Source organism: Lactococcus sp. LG1074 (assembly GCF_017309525.1).
Lineage (GTDB): Bacteria > Bacillota > Bacilli > Lactobacillales > Streptococcaceae > Lactococcus > Lactococcus petauri.
In genome coordinates, this window is record NZ_CP071293.1 from 1,645,784 (window position 1) to 1,666,511 (window position 20,728).

General features: G+C 39.4%; 15 protein-coding genes. 2 read left to right on the forward strand and 13 right to left on the reverse strand.

Annotated elements, in window-relative coordinates:
- Positions 1-157: 157 nt before the first annotated feature.
- Positions 158-1,351 (reverse strand): methionine adenosyltransferase, encoded by a 1,194-nt coding sequence (gene metK / locus J0J36_RS08240; RefSeq protein WP_017370549.1) that lies wholly within the window; start codon positions 1,349-1,351, stop codon positions 158-160.
- A gap of 145 nt (positions 1,352-1,496) precedes the next feature.
- Here metK and J0J36_RS08245 point away from each other — a divergent pair, with 145 nt between their 5' ends.
- A complete protein-coding gene (locus J0J36_RS08245) occupies positions 1,497-2,246 on the forward strand; it encodes a biotin--[acetyl-CoA-carboxylase] ligase (RefSeq protein ID WP_017370548.1) in 750 nt (249 codons plus the stop codon).
- A 67-nt stretch (positions 2,247-2,313) separates the two neighbouring features.
- Here the strand turns inward: J0J36_RS08245 and J0J36_RS08250 are convergent, their stop codons facing one another.
- The 4 genes from J0J36_RS08250 to J0J36_RS08265 all read right to left on the reverse strand — a co-directional run bounded on the left by J0J36_RS08250 (position 2,314) and on the right by J0J36_RS08265 (position 5,798).
- Positions 2,314-2,673, reverse strand: a complete 360-nt coding sequence (locus J0J36_RS08250; RefSeq protein ID WP_017370547.1) for a PspC domain-containing protein — start codon at positions 2,671-2,673, stop codon at positions 2,314-2,316.
- A 34-nt stretch (positions 2,674-2,707) separates the two neighbouring features.
- Positions 2,708-2,908, reverse strand: coding sequence for a PspC domain-containing protein (locus J0J36_RS08255; RefSeq protein ID WP_017369124.1), 201 nt, complete (start codon positions 2,906-2,908; stop codon positions 2,708-2,710).
- Between the two features lie 37 nt (positions 2,909-2,945).
- Positions 2,946-4,034, reverse strand: coding sequence for a DUF4097 domain-containing protein (locus J0J36_RS08260; protein WP_017370546.1), 1,089 nt, complete (start codon positions 4,032-4,034; stop codon positions 2,946-2,948).
- A 150-nt stretch (positions 4,035-4,184) separates the two neighbouring features.
- Positions 4,185-5,798 (reverse strand): glucosaminidase domain-containing protein, encoded by a 1,614-nt coding sequence (locus J0J36_RS08265; RefSeq protein ID WP_019292178.1) that lies wholly within the window; start codon positions 5,796-5,798, stop codon positions 4,185-4,187.
- Between the two features lie 199 nt (positions 5,799-5,997).
- Between J0J36_RS08265 and J0J36_RS08270 the strand changes: the two genes are divergently transcribed.
- On the forward strand, positions 5,998-6,729 hold the full coding sequence (locus J0J36_RS08270) for an alpha/beta fold hydrolase (RefSeq protein WP_019292179.1): 732 nt from the start codon (positions 5,998-6,000) through the stop codon (positions 6,727-6,729).
- A gap of 14 nt (positions 6,730-6,743) precedes the next feature.
- Here the strand turns inward: J0J36_RS08270 and J0J36_RS08275 are convergent, their stop codons facing one another.
- The 8 genes from J0J36_RS08275 to J0J36_RS08310 form a co-directional block, all read right to left on the reverse strand.
- Positions 6,744-8,180, reverse strand: coding sequence for a glycoside hydrolase family 1 protein (locus J0J36_RS08275; RefSeq protein ID WP_017370543.1), 1,437 nt, complete (start codon positions 8,178-8,180; stop codon positions 6,744-6,746).
- A gap of 1 nt (position 8,181) precedes the next feature.
- Complete coding sequence (locus J0J36_RS08280; RefSeq protein ID WP_017370542.1) at positions 8,182-9,627, reverse strand: glycoside hydrolase family 1 protein; 1,446 nt, start codon at positions 9,625-9,627, stop codon at positions 8,182-8,184.
- Between the two features lie 14 nt (positions 9,628-9,641).
- A complete protein-coding gene (locus J0J36_RS08285; protein ID WP_153925348.1) occupies positions 9,642-11,567 on the reverse strand; it encodes a beta-glucoside-specific PTS transporter subunit IIABC in 1,926 nt (641 codons plus the stop codon).
- 80 nt (positions 11,568-11,647) lie between these two features.
- Entirely contained in the window at positions 11,648-12,487 is an 840-nt protein-coding gene (gene licT, locus J0J36_RS08290; protein ID WP_017370540.1) for a BglG family transcription antiterminator LicT, read from the reverse strand.
- A 192-nt stretch (positions 12,488-12,679) separates the two neighbouring features.
- Complete coding sequence (locus tag J0J36_RS08295; RefSeq protein WP_019292181.1) at positions 12,680-13,171, reverse strand: YcjF family protein; 492 nt, start codon at positions 13,169-13,171, stop codon at positions 12,680-12,682.
- Between the two features lie 313 nt (positions 13,172-13,484).
- Entirely contained in the window at positions 13,485-14,381 is an 897-nt protein-coding gene (locus J0J36_RS08300) for a class II fructose-bisphosphate aldolase (protein WP_017370538.1), read from the reverse strand.
- Positions 14,382-14,537: 156 nt separating this feature from the next.
- Positions 14,538-16,478, reverse strand: a complete 1,941-nt coding sequence (gene thrS, locus J0J36_RS08305) for a threonine--tRNA ligase (protein ID WP_017369132.1) — start codon at positions 16,476-16,478, stop codon at positions 14,538-14,540.
- Between the two features lie 450 nt (positions 16,479-16,928).
- A complete protein-coding gene (locus J0J36_RS08310; RefSeq protein ID WP_153925351.1) occupies positions 16,929-20,705 on the reverse strand; it encodes a hypothetical protein in 3,777 nt (1,258 codons plus the stop codon).
- Positions 20,706-20,728: the final 23 nt, after the last annotated feature.

Sequence of the window (20,728 nt, forward strand, 5' to 3'; positions counted from 1 at the left end):
CAACTTTTTGACATTTTGATTTTAAAAGCATGATATCCTGAAGAGTGAAAGATGAAAGATTATGATTAGTAAAACCAGTAAAGCAACTGCGTAATAACGTCCTTTATAGCATTTTTATAAAATAAAAAAACTGTGCATAATAACACAGTTTTGTTGTTTAAAGCAATTCTTTAAGTGTTTCAACCTTGTCTAAACGTTCCCATGGAAGATCAATGTCTGTACGACCAAAATGACCATAAGCGGCGGTTTGTCCATAAATTGGGCGGAGCAAATCTAGCATTTCGATGATACCAGCCGGACGCAAATCAAAGTTTTCACGGATAGCTGCCAATAAGATGTCGTCAGAAACTTTTCCAGTACCAAAGGTTTCAATATTTACAGAGGTTGGTGTAGCTACACCAATCGCATAAGACAATTGGACTTGAGCTTTATCTGCCAAACCGGCAGCAACAATATTTTTGGCAACATAACGTGCTGCGTATGAAGCTGAACGGTCAACTTTTGTGGCATCTTTACCTGAGAAAGCACCACCACCATGAGGTGCGTACCCACCATAAGTGTCTACGATTATCTTACGGCCAGTCAAACCAGAATCTCCTTGAGGTCCACCAATAACAAAGCGACCTGTTGGATTAATAAAGTATTTTGTTTCATCATCAAGAAGATTTTCCGGAATAACTTCCTTGATTACTTTTTCAATAACATCTCGGCGAATTTCTTCATTAGTAGCTTCAGCTGCGTGTTGTGTTGAAATAACCACTGTATCTACACGCTTAACTTGTCCTGCTTCATCATATTCTACTGTAACTTGTGATTTTGCATCTGGACGAAGGTAGCTGATATCACCTGACTTACGTAAGTCTGCTAATTTTTTCACTAGCTTATGGCTAAGTGAAATCGCAAGTGGCATATATTCTTCTGTTTCGTTGGTTGCATAACCAAACATCATCCCTTGGTCACCAGCACCGATAAGATCAAGTGGATCAATGATTTTTCCATCTTTACCACGAACTTCTTCTGCTTCGTTTACCCCTTGGGCAATATCTGGTGACTGCTCTACAAGTGAAACATGGACACCGACTGATTTATAGTCAAATCCATTTTCACTGTCTGTATAGCCAATATTTTTGATTGTCTCACGAACCACTCCAGCAATATCAACATAAGCTGATGTTGATATCTCCCCAAATACATTAACTGTACCTGTGTAAACTACTGTTTCACAGGCTACGTGTGCATCTGGGTCTTGTGCCACAATGGCATCAAGGATAGCATCCGAGATTTGGTCAGCAACCTTATCTGGATGTCCTTCTGAAACTGATTCTGATGTGAATAGACGTTTTTCTGACATTCTTTATTTCCCCTACTTCTTAAGTATTTTTCGGTTACAGGCTTAATGGTAGTGATTGCTCACTTGGAGAGTTCTCTCCCGCCATCGGAAATTGTAACTCCTTTATTTTAGCACAAAAAGAGAATTTTTGATATACTTTGCCTAAATGAAAAATCCTTTAGATAAAAAAATTATTTTAGATGCTAATCCTTGGTTAAACGACGTTAAAATCCTTGATGAATCCATCTCAACACAGTTGGATGCTAAAGCTGATGGTCAAGCCAACACTTTATATATGTCTGAAAAACAAACAGGTATTTATGGCCGTTTTGGGCGGGAATACTATGCCAGTCCTGAAGGAGGTATCTATATGACACTCCTCTTAAAGCCTGTCGGATCTTTGGGAACTCTGCCTAATTACACACTGCTTGCCGCTGCAGCTGTCGTTTCAGCAATTGAAACACTGACCACAAAGAAAGTAGATATTAAATGGGTCAACGATATTTATCTCAATCATAAAAAAATTGTAGGGATTCTCGCAGAGGCCCAAGTCCAACCAGATACGAGTTTGCAGGTCGCCTTAGGCATCGGAATAAATTTTCATATTTCAACATTTCCTGAAGCAATCGCTCACAAAGCTGGCTCATTATTTACAGAAACTCCTACAATAACACGCTCTGAGCTTGTTGCCAAAATCTGGTCAGAATTTCATCAGCTCTCTAAAAGAGACTTCTTTGAAATTTATAAAACTCATTCCTTCATTCTTGGGAAAACAGTAGAATTTGAGGAAAATAAAGTCTTATATAGAGGTACCGCAGTAGACTTAACACCATCTGGTCAACTCATTGTTCACCTTGAAGATGGTCAGATAAAAACTCTCTCAAGCGGTGAAATCTCGCTAAAAAACTGGACGTGATGGACGTCCAGTTTTAATTTTTTCATTTATATTATTAGGAGTTTAGGAAATTCGGAATTATTATTTTTTAAAAATCTGACCAGTCATCTTTTTTCTCATCTTCAACTGGTTCAGCCTCTTTCATCTTACGGCCAGATGAGTGAGATGAAGATTTGCTTTGCCAACGGTCCGCATAGCTTGACCAGTTTTCTTCATTTGTTCTGCGGTAGTTTTGTCTCCCAGCATTACTTCCAGCACTTGGAATAATCCAACTGGCAATAAAGTATACAGGAATAAGACTTCCCCAACTTCCGAAAGCTAAGAGGACATATAAGATCCGTACAAAAGTAATGATATCAGGGCTCCAACCAAAGTATTCACAGATACCTGCAATCGTACCCGTCAACATTCGATTGTTTGGTGATTTTGTTAATTGTTTTTGAGACATTTTCTTTCCTTTCTAGAAGCTGTCCTTCGAATGATTAATGAGGGCTAGGTATTAGCCAACTCGCTACGATATATACAAGTGCAAGTGTTCCAAAACTTCCTAAAGCGAAGAACACATACAAAATACGCATTAGTGTAATTATATCACGACTTAAGCCAAAATACTCGCCTACGCCAGCTATGGTCCCCGTCAGCATACGGTTACTCGATGATTTTGTAAGTTGTCTTTTAGACATATGTTTTCCTTTCTAAAAAGTTTGGAAGGATTTCTGCTTAGTCAATATCTTTAAGCCAGATTGTTCCTGATTTTGTTTCGAGTTCAAAGGTTAAAGTATCTGGACCAGTACGAACGACTGCCGCACCGTTACGACTTGCTTCAAAAGGATTATCCAAGTTCAAACGTGTTTTATAGCCACCAAAGACTGTACGCACATGTCCAACAAGACCGAGATATTCTGGTACAGAAAGTTTCACATCACCATTGACATTTTTCACCATTAATTTTCTTGGTGTATCTTGGTTTTGTGTCAAGAGAATATTCCCATTAACCAAGTTGACATCTCCATCTTCAAAAGCTGATGTAACTCGAATGTTACCATTGACTGAATTCAACTTCAAAACATTTGTTGAACCATCTAAAACTTTAATTTCACCATTTTTAATAGTTACGTTAATGTCTTTGTTGGTTGTTTCCACAAGTTCAACTTCACCATTGACTTGATCAATCTCTAAGTTATCCACTGCTATTTTTTCTACTTTAATATCCCCATGTGCAAACTTGAAATCAAAAGTTTCATACACTTTTTCAGGTAAGTAAAGTTCCAAATTAACAGCTGTACGCAAGCTATCAGATGTCGTAATCTCTAAAACGCCGTCGTTAACTTCGAGTTTTGTTTTTTCAGCCAGATATTCATCAATTTTTTCTTGATCCACTGCACCGTAAATTCTGTATTCAGCTTTTACATGAGCATTTTCACCAGGATAAACGGAAATTTTACCTGCCTTAATGTCTAAATTAACGGAATGAAAGTCGCCGTCAATATCTTTTTCCACAGTTTTTACTGTTGATTTTACTTTTGGAAAGCCTTTAGAGAAGTCGATATTGTCATCGATTGCTTTCGAAGCATCTTTGAACACTACTTTTCCTTTTGACACGATTTGGTCCATGATACCTTTGAAGGAGTCCATAAAGTCAACCTCGTGGTTAACAAATCCCTCTGTATCTGTATAATTAAATTTTTCTTTATTTTCGCTTTGGCCTTCTTCAGCCATAGGATTTGATTTATCAAGCAATTCCAAAGCTTCATCTTCGGTAATAATTCCCCGACGCATCAAGTCCATAATTCTATCTTTTTTATTCATTTTTGTTCCTCCTGTTATAGAACTGAGATCTGTCAATCTCTATATTTAAATTATCCCATACTTTATTGTGGATAATCTCAGTCTTTGGACTGATTTTTTTCTTTAACTTTTTTTAAAAAGAACAAAAAAAGGTTCTTACGAACCGTTTTTTTATTTTTTAGGTTGAATATATGTGGATAAACTTGCATCGCTTGCAGATATCGTACGATAGTCCACAACATTGAGGCCTTTAACATTCATTTCGGAAACAAGGATTGAACCATCCTTATTTACTTTTTCCACAAAAGCAACGTGACCATACTCAGCAGAAGCTCCAGCTACACCCGGTGGGAAACTTACCGCATAACCCACTTGTGGAATAGTCGTTGTGTAATAACCTTGTGCGGCACCGTTTGAACCCCAAACGCCACCATTACCCATGAATTGGCCAATTTTTCCACCCAATTGGAAGATACGGTTATACACATATTGTGTACAATTTCCCCAAGCATAGCTTGAGGCACCTGGATATTGTTTGCCATCATATTCTGGGAATTTCAAGTCAGTCGGCATTTTTTCCAATAATGGACTTGCAGGAGCATCAAGATTTTTAAACTCATCTGACAAGTTTTCAATATCGTCATACTGAGTCAAGTTGTATTCTTTAATAATTTGAATGAGCTTAGCCGCATACTCCGGATCCGTAGCAAAAATTCCTTGCAATGAACGTGCTGCATCCTCAACACTGTCACTATTGACCTTCCAGCTTCCAGCATAAATCTTGCTGTTCCAAGTTGTCCCATGCAACATCAAGTTGATGTAATCTACAAGGGATTGGTCAAAATTATCATAGGCCCGATAAGTTCCCGAAGAAATTGTTACGGACTGTCCATTAAATGCACCAATGATATTAAACAAATTGTGGTAGATAGATGCGACATTACTATGTCCGTAGCCTGACTCCAAAATAGCTTGTGCAATAATTAAAGAAGCATAGAGATTATTTTGTCCTGCAAGTTGTGAAATTCGAGGAGCAATACTTTTGATAAAATCTTCAACAGTTGTGTTGTTAATTTTTGTCAATGGAGGTACTGCAATATTTGTTTTATTGAATTTCAAATCGCCATCTGTACTTGCCTGTTTATAAGTCGTTACCGCATCCTGTGCTGTATAATTTGCTCCAGAATAAACGGGTGCCACATAATTATAGTTAGGTGCAGATGGAGCTGGTGTAGGCGCCGGTGCCGGAGTGCTAGGTTTTGGCGTTGATGGTTTTGGTTTAGAAGGCTTTGGCTTTGATGGTTTCGGCTTTTCTGGTTTTGGTTTCTCAGGGTTCACAGGTTTACCAGGATCTGTTGGGTCAACTGGGTCTGTAGGATCTACTGGATCCGTTGGGTCAACCGGGTCTGTAGGATCTACTGGGTCCGTTGGGTCAACCGGGTCTGTAGGATCTACTGGATCTGTTGGGTCAACCGGGTCCGTTGGATCTACTGGATCCGTTGGGTCAACTGAGTCCGTTGAATTTGTTGAATCCGTTGAGTTTTCTGAATTACTACTGCTCAACTGCCCATCATCCCCAGCTTCAATCTTGTTTACCTCTGAGTTCTGAGTCACAGTATCTACATTCGTTACCACTTTGAAATCTGATGAAGCAGTTGTTGTACTATCCGCATGAGCATTCGCACCAAAAGCAGCGACGCCTAATACTGCCGCTGCACTTAGAGTGACCTTTGGTAGAGCTTTACGCTCCTTTACCTTCATATGTTTATATTTTTTTTCAGCCATTGTTAATTTTATCTCCTCAAGTCAATCAAAAAATCTTGGTTTTATAATCTTTTTTTAATAAAACTATTGGTCACTTTATTCTAACAAAAATTATTATTTCACTCAACCAATATGAGCGATTATTTTACAGTTATTTCATTTATTTTACAAGCCCCCATTTCCCAAGCTAATCTGCTATACTAACATCAAGGACAAAATCATGGAAAAATATATTATTACAAGTGATAAGGTGAAAATTTACTATAAAGTTGAAGGTAAAGGACCTACACTTTTACTGTTGCACGGCAACTCACAAAATAGTAATATCTTTAAGCCACTTATCAAAAGGCTAAAAGGTGATTATACTTGCATTTCAATCGATACACGCGGTCATGGAAAAAGTCTTTTTAGCGGAAAAAAACTTAGTTTTAATCGTTTAATGGAGGATGTACTTGAAGTGATGCAAGCTGAAGATCTTCAGTCTATCAATCTGCTTGGTTTCAGCGATGGCGCAAATATTGCAATGCTTCTAGCCAGCAAGTACCCTACGCGCATACATCGCTTAATCCTTAACGCTGGCAATTCCACCTATGCTGGACTTTATAGCTTGGTACGCTTCACAGTAAAATCACTAAACATTTGTGCACATTTACTGCGTAGACCCTCACCTGCTTTGCAACTTCTTTTAGAAGATGTGCTTCAAAATATGAATGAACTAGAAAATATCACTGCTCCCACACTTGTCATCAATGGCCAGTTTGATGTGGTTAAAACTGCCCATGCGCATGATATTGCAAAGCATATTCCTAACAGTCAGTTTTTTATTATCCCTTGGGGAAGCCATCTGAGTTTCTATTTTCGTCCCACAAATTTCAGTCAGATTGTCCGTAATTTTCTAGAGGATACTTGGAAACCTCCTGTTAATAAAGCTCTCAATAAAAAAACCACTTAAAGTGGTTTTTTATTTCAAAGTCTTTGACCGTTTGATGCAATGACTTCTTTATACCAATCAAATGATTTTTTCTTCGAACGTTTTCCTGTACCATGAATTTCATCATCCAAATCCACATAAATGAAGCCATAACGTTTGCTCATTTCTCCAGTTGAGGCAGAAACAAGGTCAATACAGCCCCAAGGTGTATAGCCCATCAAGTCCACACCATCTTCAACTGCTTCTTCCATGGCGATAATGTGTCTGCGTAAATAATCGATACGGTAATCATCTTGAATGCTGCCGTCAGCTTCAACTTTATCAATAGCTCCTAAGCCATTTTCTACTATAAAGAGTGGAACCTGATATCGTCCATAAAGATCATTTAAGGCATAACGTAATCCATCAGGGTCAACGGCCCAACCCCATTCACTTTCTTTAAGAAACGGATTTTTTACACCCCCGAGTACCATATTTCCACTTGCTTCAACTCCTTCTTGGGTTTTCGATTCTACAGTTGACATATAGTAACTAAAACCGATGTAATCGACTGTTCCTTTTTTCAAAGTTTCCAAATCTTCTTTCGTTATCTCTAAGTCTTCTTTTTTAATTCCATATTTTTTATGAAGTCGATATGTAAAGACAGGATACTCCCCTCGCACTTGAACATCATTACAGAAGTAATTGAATTCTTGAATACTTTGTTGAGCAGCTATCTGATTGATTGGATTGGCATCAAAAGCATAAGTTGTCGAATAAATGCTCATACAACCGATGTGTAAATCTTTGTTTAAGGCATGTCCAAATTCTACAGTTAATGCACTTGCAACAAATTGATTATGCCAAGCTTGAAAGACATTCTTTTTATCATCTCCACCATTTGAAGGTACTAAACCTTGACCCAGAGCCGCAAAGAAAGTTGCAGAGTTAATTTCATTGAAAGTCATCCAGTATTTCACTTTGTCTTGATAACGCTCCAACAAAACTTTGGCATAACGAACATAGAACTCAATCAATTCACGATTTTTCCATCCACCATATTCTTTAGCAAGATGAAGTGGCATTTCATAGTGAGAAATTGTGACTACAGGTTCGATATTGTATTTCAAACATTCGTCAATCAATTGGTCGTAGAATTTAAGACCGGCTTCATTAGGTTCACTTTCGTTTCCCTTCGGAAAGATGCGGGACCAAGCTACAGAAAAGCGATAAGCTTTAAAACCCATCTCGGCGAACAAGGCGATATCTTCTTTAAAATGATGGTAATGATCAATCCCTTTGTGGTTAGGATAAACATATTTGTCTTCATCAATGGTCCAGTCAAAGTCTGGTGAATTGAGAATTTCTAAGCGTTCTTTCCCACCTGGCATCGCATCTGCAACCGAAAGTCCTTTTCCATCCACATCAAAGGCACCTTCCAATTGATTAGCAGCTGTGGCACCGCCCCATAAAAAGTCTTTTTTAAATGTCATTTTATTTTTCTCCTAAAATCGTTTCGCCATTTGAGGCAATTACTTCTTTGTACCAGTCAAAGGATTTTTTCTTTGAACGTTTTAATGTTCCTTTACCGTCATTGTCCATATCTACATAGATAAAACCATAACGTTTCCGCATTTCCCCAGTTCCTGCTGAAACCAAATCAATACAGCCCCAAGGTGTATAACCCAGGAGATCCACACCTTTATCAATTGCACGGCTCATCGCCTTGATATGTTTTTGGAAATAATCGATACGATAATCATCATTGATTGTACCATCTGCTTCGACTTTGTCTTCCATGCCTAAACCGTTTTCCACAACAAAGAGCGGGACTTCATAGCGGTCATACAAATCCATTAAGGTATATTCTAACCCTGTCGCATCAATCTGCCAGCCATATTCACTGGCTTCCAAGTAAGGATTTGCTGCACCTCCCATCAAGTTCCCCATCGAAGGCTCTGCCCCTTCTTGAGTCGTTACGCAAAGTGTCATATAGTAACTGAAAGTGTACATATCAACTCTTCCTTCTTGGAGCAGCGCATCATCACCTTCTTCTTTTTGGATTTCAATTTTTTTATTTTGAAAGTATTTTTCGATAAGCGCTGGATATTTCCCTTTAACTTGGACATCACCGACAAACTTATTCACAAGCAGGTCGTATTCTTTGGTTTGCAAGATATCTTCTGGGTTTGGTGTAAGAGGGTACATAGTCAAATGAGCAATCATACAACCAATCTTAAACTCTGGATTAATCTTATGGCCCTCAATGACCGCCTTTGCACTGGCAATAAAAGTATGGTGTAAGGCTTGAAATCTTTTATGCTCATCTTCTGGAATCGCATTGAGCGCAAAATCACCATGTGGATGAAGGCCTAAAACTGTAAGTTCACCGTGTGGCATTGTACCAAAATTTAGTTCGTTAAAAGTGATCCAGTATTTCACTTTATCTTTGTAGCGCTCAAAACATACTTTGGCATAATTCACATAGAAATCAATGGTTTCCCGGCTTAAAAAGCCGTCATATTTTTCCATCAATCCCAAGGGAATTTCAAAGTGACTGAGTGTAACCAACGGTTCAATGCCATGTTTCAAACATTCATCAAATACGAGATCATAAAAGAGTAAACCTTCTTCATTAGGTTGCGTTTCGTCTCCCTGAGGGAAAATGCGCGACCAGTTTATACTCAGTCTAAATGTTTTAAAGCCCATTTCTGCAAATAAAGCAATGTCTTCTTTGTAATTATGATAGAAATCAATCGCGCGATGTGAAGGGTAATATGTCTCCTCGTCAAGCACTGGTGTAAAATGACGTTCCTTATTTTTTCCACCTACTGTTTTCATATCAGCTACAGACAGTCCTTTACCACCAACATTATAAGCACCTTCTGCTTGATTGGCCGCGATAGCTCCACCCCATAAAAAGTCTTTTTTAAAGCTCATTTCTCTCTCCTTTTTTATACCGGCTGAACGACCAAACCATCAGCTGTTTTTACAAGACCAGTTAATAACTCTTCTGCTTTATGAATAACTGTCTTGTCAGTGATTACAATATCTGCAAAATCACTGCTATTAGTTATAATAATCGGCACTTGTGTACTGAAACCTGCAGCTTCAATAGCTTCCATATCAAACTTCAACAATAAATCGCCTTTTTGAATCTTTTGTCCCTGTGAAACAAAGGATTCAAAATATTTTCCTTCTAGCTGCACGGTATCAATACCAACATGTATAAGGAGTTCTGTTCCTTGCTCTGAAATTAAACCAATAGCGTGTTTTGTAGGGAAAACAGTCATCACTTGTCCATCAAATGGGGCATAAACTTCACCAAGTGTTGGCTCAATTACTGCTCCTTTGCCCATCACACCTGCAGCAAAAGCTGCATCATTGGCTTCAGATAATGGAAGAACTTTACCTTCTAAAGGAGTCGTAATATGTTCTTCACCTACTGCTTGTGATACACGAGTTTGATTATTTTTTGCTTCTTTTGGTTGTTCTTCCTCTGAGTTTTCATCTTCAAAACCAAGAATCCATGTCAAGGCAAAACCTGCGATTACAGCAATGATTGCTAAAATAATCATCTTAACTGCTCCCGAAATATCACCATCTAAACTGATATTTGTTGTGAAACTAAAGACACCTAAGCCGCCCATTGTGTATCCTTTAATACCCATTCCCATAGCAAATGCACCAATAATACCACTTACCACACATGAAGCCCAGAAAGGACGTTTCTTTGGAAGTGTTATCCCGTAGATTGCTGGCTCTGTTACGCCAAACCATCCTGAAATGAAAGCAGGGATTGCTAACTCACGTAATCGTTTATCTTTTGTTTTCACCATTACTGCTCCCACTGCACCAGTCTGAGCAAATGAAGCACCTGATGCTGCAATAAGTAATGCAGTTGGTTCACCTTGTGCTAAAGAAATGATGGCAAAAGGCACAATTGCCCAGTGCAAGCCAAACATAACCAAAATTTGCCACGTAAAGCCTAACACAAGTCCAAAGATAATTGGACTGAATCCTTGTAAGGCGAGAAGTTCTTTCCCTAAAGCATCAGAAGCAATGTTCATGACTGGCCCAATAATGAGAAAACCTAAAGGAATTGCAATCAAAGCTGTAAAGAAAGGTGCTAGAAAAAGTTTCACCACGTCAGGGATAATTTTCTTGAGCTGTTGTTCAAGAAAGGCCGCAAAAGCTGTAATAGCGATAATAGGCATAACTGATGAACCATAACCTGCTGCTGGCACTGAAAATGGAATGCCAAAGAAGTTTAGCCCTCCACTCTCAGCGAAAGTTTTTGTGACTGAACCATCCACAAATCCAGGATAAACCAAGGCTGCGGCAATCAGCATCCCGACAAATGGCGAACCGTTAAATTTTTTCATCGCTGTATAGCCGATAAAAATTGGTAAGAACAAGAAAAGTCCATCGCCCATAGAATTAAGGACAGCATAGGTTGATGAAGCCTGGAAGCTTGCACCCAATGCAAAGGATAAAATCGCGTTCAACCCTTTAATCATACCTGCTGCCGCTAAGGGTGCTAAAATAGGCTGGAAAATTCCTGAAATCATTTCGACAAACTTATCGAAAATATTTCCCTTAGCTTTCGTCTGAGAAGAATTCATCTCTAGCTTACCGATAACATTATCTACGTCAGCGCGGACATCAGGAACATGGTTCCCAATGACAACTTGGTACTGTCCCCCAGCTTGCATGACAGTGACAACACCATTCATCTTCTTCAGTACTTCTGTATTCGCGAGACTTTCGTCTTTCAACTTAAAACGTAGTCGCGTAATACAATTTGTCAATGAGAGGATGTTTTCTTTCCCTCCCACATTTGCTACAATGTCTTTTGCAAGAGCTTCATATTTGCCCATCACAAACCTCCATAATATAATATATTTTTAGAGGTCTCGCCAACTTAATGTCACGATCCATTTGTTACCAAAGTTTAGTTTTATTGGATTTTCTCCAAGATACGTGCCAAATGCACAGTCATGTAAATCTGTTCGCTTTCAGAGACTTCATAATCCCTTGTTTGATTTAAAAATTCGCTCACTTTACGTGTGCCAAGATAAGCATTGGGATATTTGCGCACAATAAGAGCAAAAAGTTCCTTGTCGGTTTCTTCTACTCTAGCACTACCTGCTAAAATCCGCTCAGTAAAGAATTTTAAATGTGTAATGAAGCGTTGGAAGTAAATATCTTGTTCATCAAAGGTGATTTTCAAAGTATACTTTAATGTCGTTAAAATTTCTTCCATAAGCTTGGTCAGCTGCATCGCGTACTCATGACCAGTACCAAGTGTACCGTTAACGATATGCATCGTCAGAAAACCTGCTTCATCTTCTGGCAGTTCTACACCAAATTGTTCTTTGACCTTTTCCAATGCTTTCAAACAGATTTTGAACTCTTCTGGAAAGAAACGTTTAATATCCCAGAGCAGAAAATTCTTCACCGAGATGTTTTCTTCAGTACGCAGAAGCGCTGCATGAAGATGGTCCGCAAAAGCAACAAGCGTTGTATCTGAAACTTCCTTATCAAACTTAACTTTAACCTCGGATAAAGTCACCATCGAAAGCTCAATGATAGCACTCGGAATTTCGTTTAAAATCTCCGAAAAACTCTGTATATCTGAACTGGCTTTTAAACCAAAAATCTTTTCGATTTTATCAACCTCAACTGCTTGACCTATTCTTTTCTTGAAACCAATACCAAGCCCCATAAGGATGATTTCTTCATTTCTGCTATTAATTGCTATGACCACATTATTGTTTAGGATTTTTCTGATTTCCACAATTCACCCCTCATTTCACAAAAATAGACCCTATCGCCCCTATGACAAAAATAGAGTACGATAAGGTCTAGCTTAACTTAATAATCACTATCCGTTTTTTATGAAACCGCTTTTATATTAGTATACTGTATTATCAAAATCTTGTCAAGGATAAATTTTAAAATAAAAAAAACTGCTAATACCTAGCAGTTTTTATTTTTTTTGTTGAATTAAAGTTTTAAGTGTATCTGTCAGTATTCCTTCGAATTTTTCAGTATCTTTCGTGATATCGATCCCTTTTTCTAATGAAGCAGCTGCACTCCAGCCAATCGCTTCAGTGATTACCGCAGCTATCGAAGCATTGACCACACTACCTACACCTGGAATCAAAGTAGCCAATGATCTTCCGATGTACGGAATCAATGTCACCCTTATAAAGTTTACGACAAATTTATCACTAAACTTCACGTCATAAATATTATAAATATTTTTCAGCATCTTTAACTGAATAGGTACTAAAATTAAAGCATCCGCAATAGGTATCGGTAGAGCGCCTACGCCCGCAGCAGTGATTGAGGCTCCGTGAATTGTTCTATGAACCTTAGAAGCTTTATCACTACTTATAGATTTTTTTACCGTTTGAGGTATTTGTCCGTTCATTTCTTTTGAAACTTCTATATTCTTACGTTTTTTTATTCCTATCATCTCTCCCCCTCATTTCTTCACTATTTATTGTCTGAGCTTCATCGATCTAAGTATCAGATTTATCCTGCAAATCGTATGTTCTTTGCTCTTCTTTAAGTTTAACATTTTCTTTCAAATTTTTGACTCAATCTGACTTCACTTACTTCCTACTCCTAAGTTCACACAAAAAAAGCTTGCCAAAAGCGACAAGCGTTCTTTTAATCATATTTCAAAAAACTGATTAATCTTGGTTTGCTCACAATCAAAGATTGCTTCGCAAATCAAAAACTATATTTGTTTGCTCACAATCAGAGATTGCTTCGCAGAACAAGGCTTACGCCTTGTTTGCTGAACCGAAAACGTCGATACGTTCTTCAACTGATGCAGTGATTGCGTCGAAACCAGGTTTCAAGAATTTACGTGGGTCGAAGAGTTTTTTCTTCATGTATTCAGCTTCGTTAGCGTTAAATTCAACGACGAATTCACGAGTTGCTTTTGCAAATGCAAGTTGGCATTCTGTGTTTACGTTGATTTTAGCTACACCATTAGCGATTGCTTCGCGGATTTGATCGTCAGGGATACCTGAACCACCGTGCAATACGATAGGAACATTTTTGCCCATAGCTTCAACGAGTGCTTCGTTCAATTTAGTCAAGTGATCGATGTGGAGACCTTTCCAGTTTTCTGGGTAAGGACCGTGGATGTTACCGATACCAGCCGCAAGGAAGTCAACACCAAGTTTAGCCATTGCTACTGCATCTTCGATAGGAGCAAGTTCGCCTTCACCGACGATACCGTCTTCTTCACCACCGATAGAACCAACTTCACACTCAACTGAGATACCTTTAGCGTGAGCTTTTGTGATAACTTCTTCAGCAAGTTTAAGGTTTTCTTCGATTGGAAGGTGTGAACCGTCAAACATCAATGAAGAGTAACCAACTTCGATACATTCCAAAGCGTCATCAAAGTGACCGTGGTCAAGGTGAATAGCTACTGGTACAGTGATTCCCATTGATTCTACAAGAGTTTCAATGAGGAGTTTACACATTTTGTAACCACCCATGTATTTAGCAGCACCCATTGAAGTTTGGATAAGTACTGGAGTCTTTTTAGCTTCTGCTGCGCGCAAGATAGCTTGAGTCCATTCAAGGTTGTTTGTGTTGAAACCACCGATAGCGTAACCATTGTCACGAGCGGCTTGTACGAATTTTTCTGCTGAAACGATTGCCATTTCAAATTCCTCCGAATATTTTCTATTACTGTCTTAGTATAGCATTTTGTGAACTATTTTTCTAGTTATAAGTCGTGAATGCGCTTGTATTCTGGTTTTTTTAGAAAATAAAACATATGGTAATGACAAATAAAAAGAGAGTTCCCTCTCTTTTTATTATTTAGTACGGCTGTAGTTAGCTACGTCTTCTTGAATATTTTCGATAAATTGATCCAAGCTAATAACTTCAGTATCTGTTGAACCATAACGGCGAATGTTTACAGTGCCATCTGCCATTTCTTGATCACCCACAACGATTTGATAAGGAACTTTACGTGTTTGGGCTTGACGGATTTTATAACCCATTTTTTCATTTGATTCATCAACAACGATACGCAATCCTTTTTCTTGGAGACGTTTTTTGATTTCCCATGCGTAATCGGCATGAATTTCGTTGTTTACAGGAATGATGATTGCTTGAGTAGGTGCCAACCAAGTTGGGAACGCACCTTTATAAAGTTCAATCAAGTAAGCTGTAAAGCGTTCCAAAGTTGAAATTACACCGCGGTGAATCATAACTGGACGGTGTTTTTCACCATCTGCACCAACATATGTGATGTCAAAGTTTTCAGGGTTAAGGAAGTCCAGCTGGATAGTTGAAAGTGTTTCTTCATTACCTAAAGCTGTCTTAACTTGGATGTCCAATTTTGGTCCATAGAAGGCTGCTTCGCCTTCAGCTTCAACGTAGTCAAGATTCATATCATCCATGGTTGCTTTAAGCATACGTTGTGATTTTTCCCACATTGCATCGTCTGGGAAATATTTTTCTGTGTCTTCCGGGTCACGATATGACAAACGGAAGCTGTAATCGTCGATACCAAAATCACGGTACATTTCCATAATCAATTCAAGAATTTTTCCAAATTCTTCTTGGATTTGATCAGGTGTCACAAATGTGTGACCATCATTTAGTTGCATCACACGTACACGTTGAAGACCTGAAAGTGCGCCTGATTTTTCATAACGGTGCATTGTACCGAACTCAGCGATACGGATAGGTAATTCGCGGTAGCTGTGTACGTGGTGTTTATAGATAGCAATGTGCGATGGGCAGTTCATTGGACGAAGCTCCATTTGCTCGCCATCACCCATATCCATTGGTGGGAACATGTCTTCATGATAATGTTGCCAGTGACCTGATTGTTTATAAATATCCAAGTTCATCAAGTTTGGTGTGTTAACGTGCAAGTAGCCTGCAGCGATTTCACGGTCTTCTACGAAACGTTGGATTGTACGGCGAATAGTTGCTCCATCTGGAAGCCAGTAAGCTGTACCTGCTCCCAAAGAAGCTTCATTGAAGAAGAGATCTAACTCTCGACCGAGCTTACGGTGATCACGTTCTTTCGCTTCTTCACGCATTCTCAAGTTTTCTTCGAGGTCTTCTTTATTAAACCAAGCAGTACCGTAAACACGTTGCATCATTGCATTATCACTATTTCCACGCCAGTAAGCTCCTGCCACATTAAGCAATTTGAAGAATTTAATAAAGCCAGTTGATGGCACATGTGGGCCACGGCAAAGATCTGTGTATTCGCCTTGACTATAGATTGTCAAGCCGCCTTCATCTTCATTGTGTTCTTCGATAAGCTCAAGCTTATAAGGATCACCAGCAAAGATTTCTTTCGCTTCTTCTTTGCTTACTTCTTTACGAATTGAAGGGAAATTTTCTTTTGAGATACGACGCATTTCTGCTTCGATTTTTTCCAAATCATCGTTTGAAATTTGTCCTTCTTCATTATCAGTATCGTAGTAGAAACCATTTTCAATAGCTGGACCTACACCAAGGTGAATATTTGGAAAATGACGACGTGCTGCTTGAGCAAATAAGTGAGCTGCAGAGTGACGAAGTAAACCAAAAGCATCTTCATGATCCGGTGTTACAATTTCAAAAGTTGCATCTTCTTTGATTGGACGGGTCACGTCAATAAGTTTGCCGTTGACTTTACCAGCCAAGGCTTTTTTAGCCAAACCAGGTGAGATTGATTTCGCAATTTCAAGTGTTGAGATGCCTGCCTCAAATTCTTTGACAGCACCATCTGGGAAAGTGATTTTAATCATATAAGCCTCCAATTTTTTTGTTAACATATTTTAGTTTTGGGGATGAGCACTGAGGAAATAAAAAAACGCAGATCAACTCCCTCTAAAGGACGCGATCTGCGTGTTACCACCTTCTTAATTTTTTCAGCATAAAAAGCTTCAAAAATATCTCATCTTTGACGTAACGTGTCAGCCACGCTTTCTGTTCTCAGAAAGAATTATCAGAGTGGTATCTTTAGCAATCACAATACGAGTTCGCACCACACACTCGCTCTCTTGGAAAGAATTGGTTAAAGACTTGTCTCTAATGACCATTTTAGGATTTTCTTTATCTTTTGTCAAGTCCTTTTGAGTAAGTTTTTTGATTTTTTAGAAAATAATCTTTATTTTTTCTTTGGGTTTCCTTTTAATTAACTGAAAACCTTAAAATACACTTACCAAAAAGAACAATGATGCTTTTATATAGTAAATCTACTTTCTTCTTTTTCCACCGTCTGTGCTTCGCTTACGTCGTTTTTTAGCCAGATATATGGCACTAGCACTTAAAGTTAAACCTAAAGTTCCTATAGCTATTGCGGAATCACCAAGTGCAGGAATTCTTTCCCGAGATAGAGTAGGTACTGACGTTCTAACACTTAAAGCTTCTGTGATAGGGCCTTGGTAGTGATTCCGTGTCTCAATAGATTGAGCAAAGATATAGTAAGTTGTATCTGCTTCCAAACCTTCAAAGTCACGTCCTTCTTGCCAGATTTCTGGATTTTCGCTATAACTTTCAATTCTACTCATATCGGGCGAATCGCTAATTGTATAAACAATCGTGAAGTCATTATCTGCTTCACGTAACACGCTCATTTCTGGTGGTGCTGGTGTATTATCTTGCAGAATATTTGCAGGTTGAACACGTATCGCAGTCTCTCCTCTACTTTCTACTGCTAAACTTAAATCCGGACCAGGCGCCTGACTAATCCTTGTCACAATATTTGGCAGCTCTCCAACGAGTTGATAGTTGCCACTTTCTGCACCTCTTAAGCCAAATTCAATATTATGTTCGAGGAGACCAGCGGTATATTGCGATTGAATATTGCCATTTGCATCGGGCAGTCCATTAACCGTTTGCTGACCAATGAAGTTGGACAGAGATTTTGCCACATCATCATGTAAAACTTCATTTGGTGTGCCATCTTCAGCTCCAATATGCATGATTGCCAAATTCGGATCATCAGGATCAACACCTTCAATCACGGCAGTAAAGTTATGTGGTCCATTGTCTAAAGAAACATAAATGTGGTGTTCTGCTAAATTACCGTTAAAATCTGCTGTACGGTCAAAGACCTTTCGCATCTCAATCTGTCCATTAAATTGAATCGGACGTGGACGTATTACGGCTGGCTCAAATTCTGGTTCTAATGCGCTAAATCTTGGTAATGCAAATGCTTGTGGTCCTGTGGCAGCAACAATCTCATAGTTCCCAGCCATATCTCCCTGAATAGACCAGTCGCCAATGGCTTGAACTGCTTGGGCAATAACCTGCCCTTGTGTATCACGGTGGACATTAAAGTCGACAAAGCTTGCGCCCCCTTTATTTACAATGACTTCTTCTCGGTCAATCGTCAAGATACCAGCTCGTCCATCATTTCGTCCTATGAGTTCGATTTCATCATTGACTATGACTGCTGTACGAGTTCGGTCATAATACTTATCCTCTACTTGAAGTTGATTCCAATGAATCTGTCGTGGCGTAATTTCTCCACTAAAAAGATGTTGTGTCAGATATTCCAGCGCCTTATCCGTCAGAATAAAGTCTTGGTTATTCGCTAACCTTAGATTTTCCACAAGAATAGTGTTAGTTTGAGCCACTTCCGTATGACGATGAGCAAAATGAACATCATCGACTTCAAGCATAAGGGCTTGGCTTTCTGTTTCAGACCAAAGATAGAGCAAACTACTTGATAAGTGGTCAAGATAAAATGAACTAAGGATAATTTCAGTTCCATCATACTCACGGCTCAGATCAATTGTTTGCATACTTGTCCAAGTTTGAAGGTTCCTTATCGGTGTTTCCACCTCTACATCCTCCCCATGATTTTCCTCATCTGGTAAAGGGATAATTATGGGTTCATCTTCTCCAGTGCCAAGTACAATCGGCGTAATGGCTGCACGACTTAAAGTTGGCTGAATAATTGGTTCCACTGCCTGTAAATCCAGTTCTTCCCCATCTTCATCCACCAAACGGTAGTTCAAGCTCCAAGTGCCTTGAGGACTACTATCCAAGATTGTCCACCATTGGTCGGGCATAATCGATACTATCTTGTTTGCCCCTATCTCTGCCGATTCAAATTCAATGAGGCCTTCATTCCAAGTCACATAAGGCTTGTCAACCTCCACTAGAGCAACTTGCTCCCCTGCTGATGAACCAGCATAGATAAGCTTGGGATGCTCTGAATCCTTAAACTGGGCTGACCTGTTACGGTCATAAACTTTATCTGCAACCTGTCCCTGACTCCAAGCCACTAGACGTGGCTCAATTACTGCTTCAAAGATGGAGCTAAGATTAAAGTTTTCTGCTAAGACCAAGTTGTCCTCCGTCAGAAGAGCTTCCAGACTTGCAAGAGCGACTTCTGTATTACCAATAAGCAACTCGGAACCTACATCTGCCTGAGCGAAGGATAATCCCCAAAGGCTAATATCCAGTTCTTGAAGTATACCATCATTATCTCGATAGCTGGGTGCAATCACGTGTTTGTTCAAATCAATTTCGACTTGACCGTCATATTCCTTACTTACGCCTCCTTTGCTTTCAAGAATCGCCCATTGTTCCAAATCCTCCCAATTTTGAAGTTGGGCTGGTGTAATTTCAAAGCTCAAGAGCGGTTCTGCAAGTAGTTTATAGTTTGCTGCTTGCTCACCTTCCAGAATAGTCCAACCTTGTCCTTCAACGTTGTCATAAAGTCCAACATTTATGGCATCATCTGGCCAAGTCGCCTGATTAACTCCAGCATCTGGAAGCAAGACCTCATCCCCTGCAATGATGCCTTCTAGCTCTGGACGTCCTTGATTATGTAAATATTCTAAGCCAAAATCTGAAAAACTAAGTGCATTGCCTGTAAAAGTATGGCTTCCCAAGCTCCCTGTACTAATCGTTAATTCTCTAGCTGTGATTCGACCTGTGAAGAGAGAATGAATATCAAATTCTGAAGTTAAGCGAATAAGTCCAGACCCAAAAACTTCATCAATGTAGTCTTGTAACTGCTGAATAATCTCTTCTGCTTCCACACTGATAAGATTAACGGCTATGTTGTCACCTACATTTGCTTGGGCAAATTGAAGAAGCCATTCCTCGATATCGACCTCTATGGTCTGCGAAGTTTCTGTCACAGTCAGCTGTGGCGCACTAATCTGAATATCATCTACACCGATAATGCTTACTGTACGGTCATAAACCTTTTCGACATGACCAGGGTTCGCCAATCCCATCTGAATCAGCTCGTCCCAGTTTTCGATATCTTTCTCACCAATAGTAATCAAGAAAGTAGGCTGATTCTCGACAGCGAAATTACGTTGGTCATAAATACTGCCTGCAATCCACCAATCTAGTCCTGAAATGACATACTGACCAGAATTTTTAGGGTCTGTCCAGCTTGCAGGATCAATATCGCGCTCAAGCAACTGCGGACGAGGTGCCTCATGCCATTCCGCTCTGCTTTGTGGTACCAAGACTGGTCGGTCTTCCGCATGGAAATTAGTCCGTCCAACCAGCGGAGGGAGAGTGACTAAATTCCAGTCATCATTTTCAAAGTTTGGCAAATAGTAGGAATTTCCAGTATAGGCGCGAGGCATAAATATACCTTGCCCAGCCTGTAAAACTCTCGGATCAATGCTTCCCTCAAAAAGGCGACTTTCTATCCAATCAAGGGCTGCGTCAGTCAGTCTAACATTAAGATTATCTTCATGATTTGCCAAACCTTCTATGACAATGCTTCTCTCCTCGTTTTGGTCAGGTACATGACGCTCATCGAAGTTCACCGTTGCTGCTGTGAGCGAAACTTTCACATCATCTGCCTCATCAAAAGTGACAATGATGATTTCAGAGAGAAGAGTAAGGAAGTCCTTAAAATCAGCATCTGACTTCGTCCCTTGATAAACTTCTGTAGTACCATCATACTGACGTGTCACATCTATGACATCTGTCCAAAGTTCAGAGATATCTCGCTCCTCTGGATTATCCGTTCCCTTTTCACCAATCCACAAAGGTGTAATGGCGCCTGCATGTA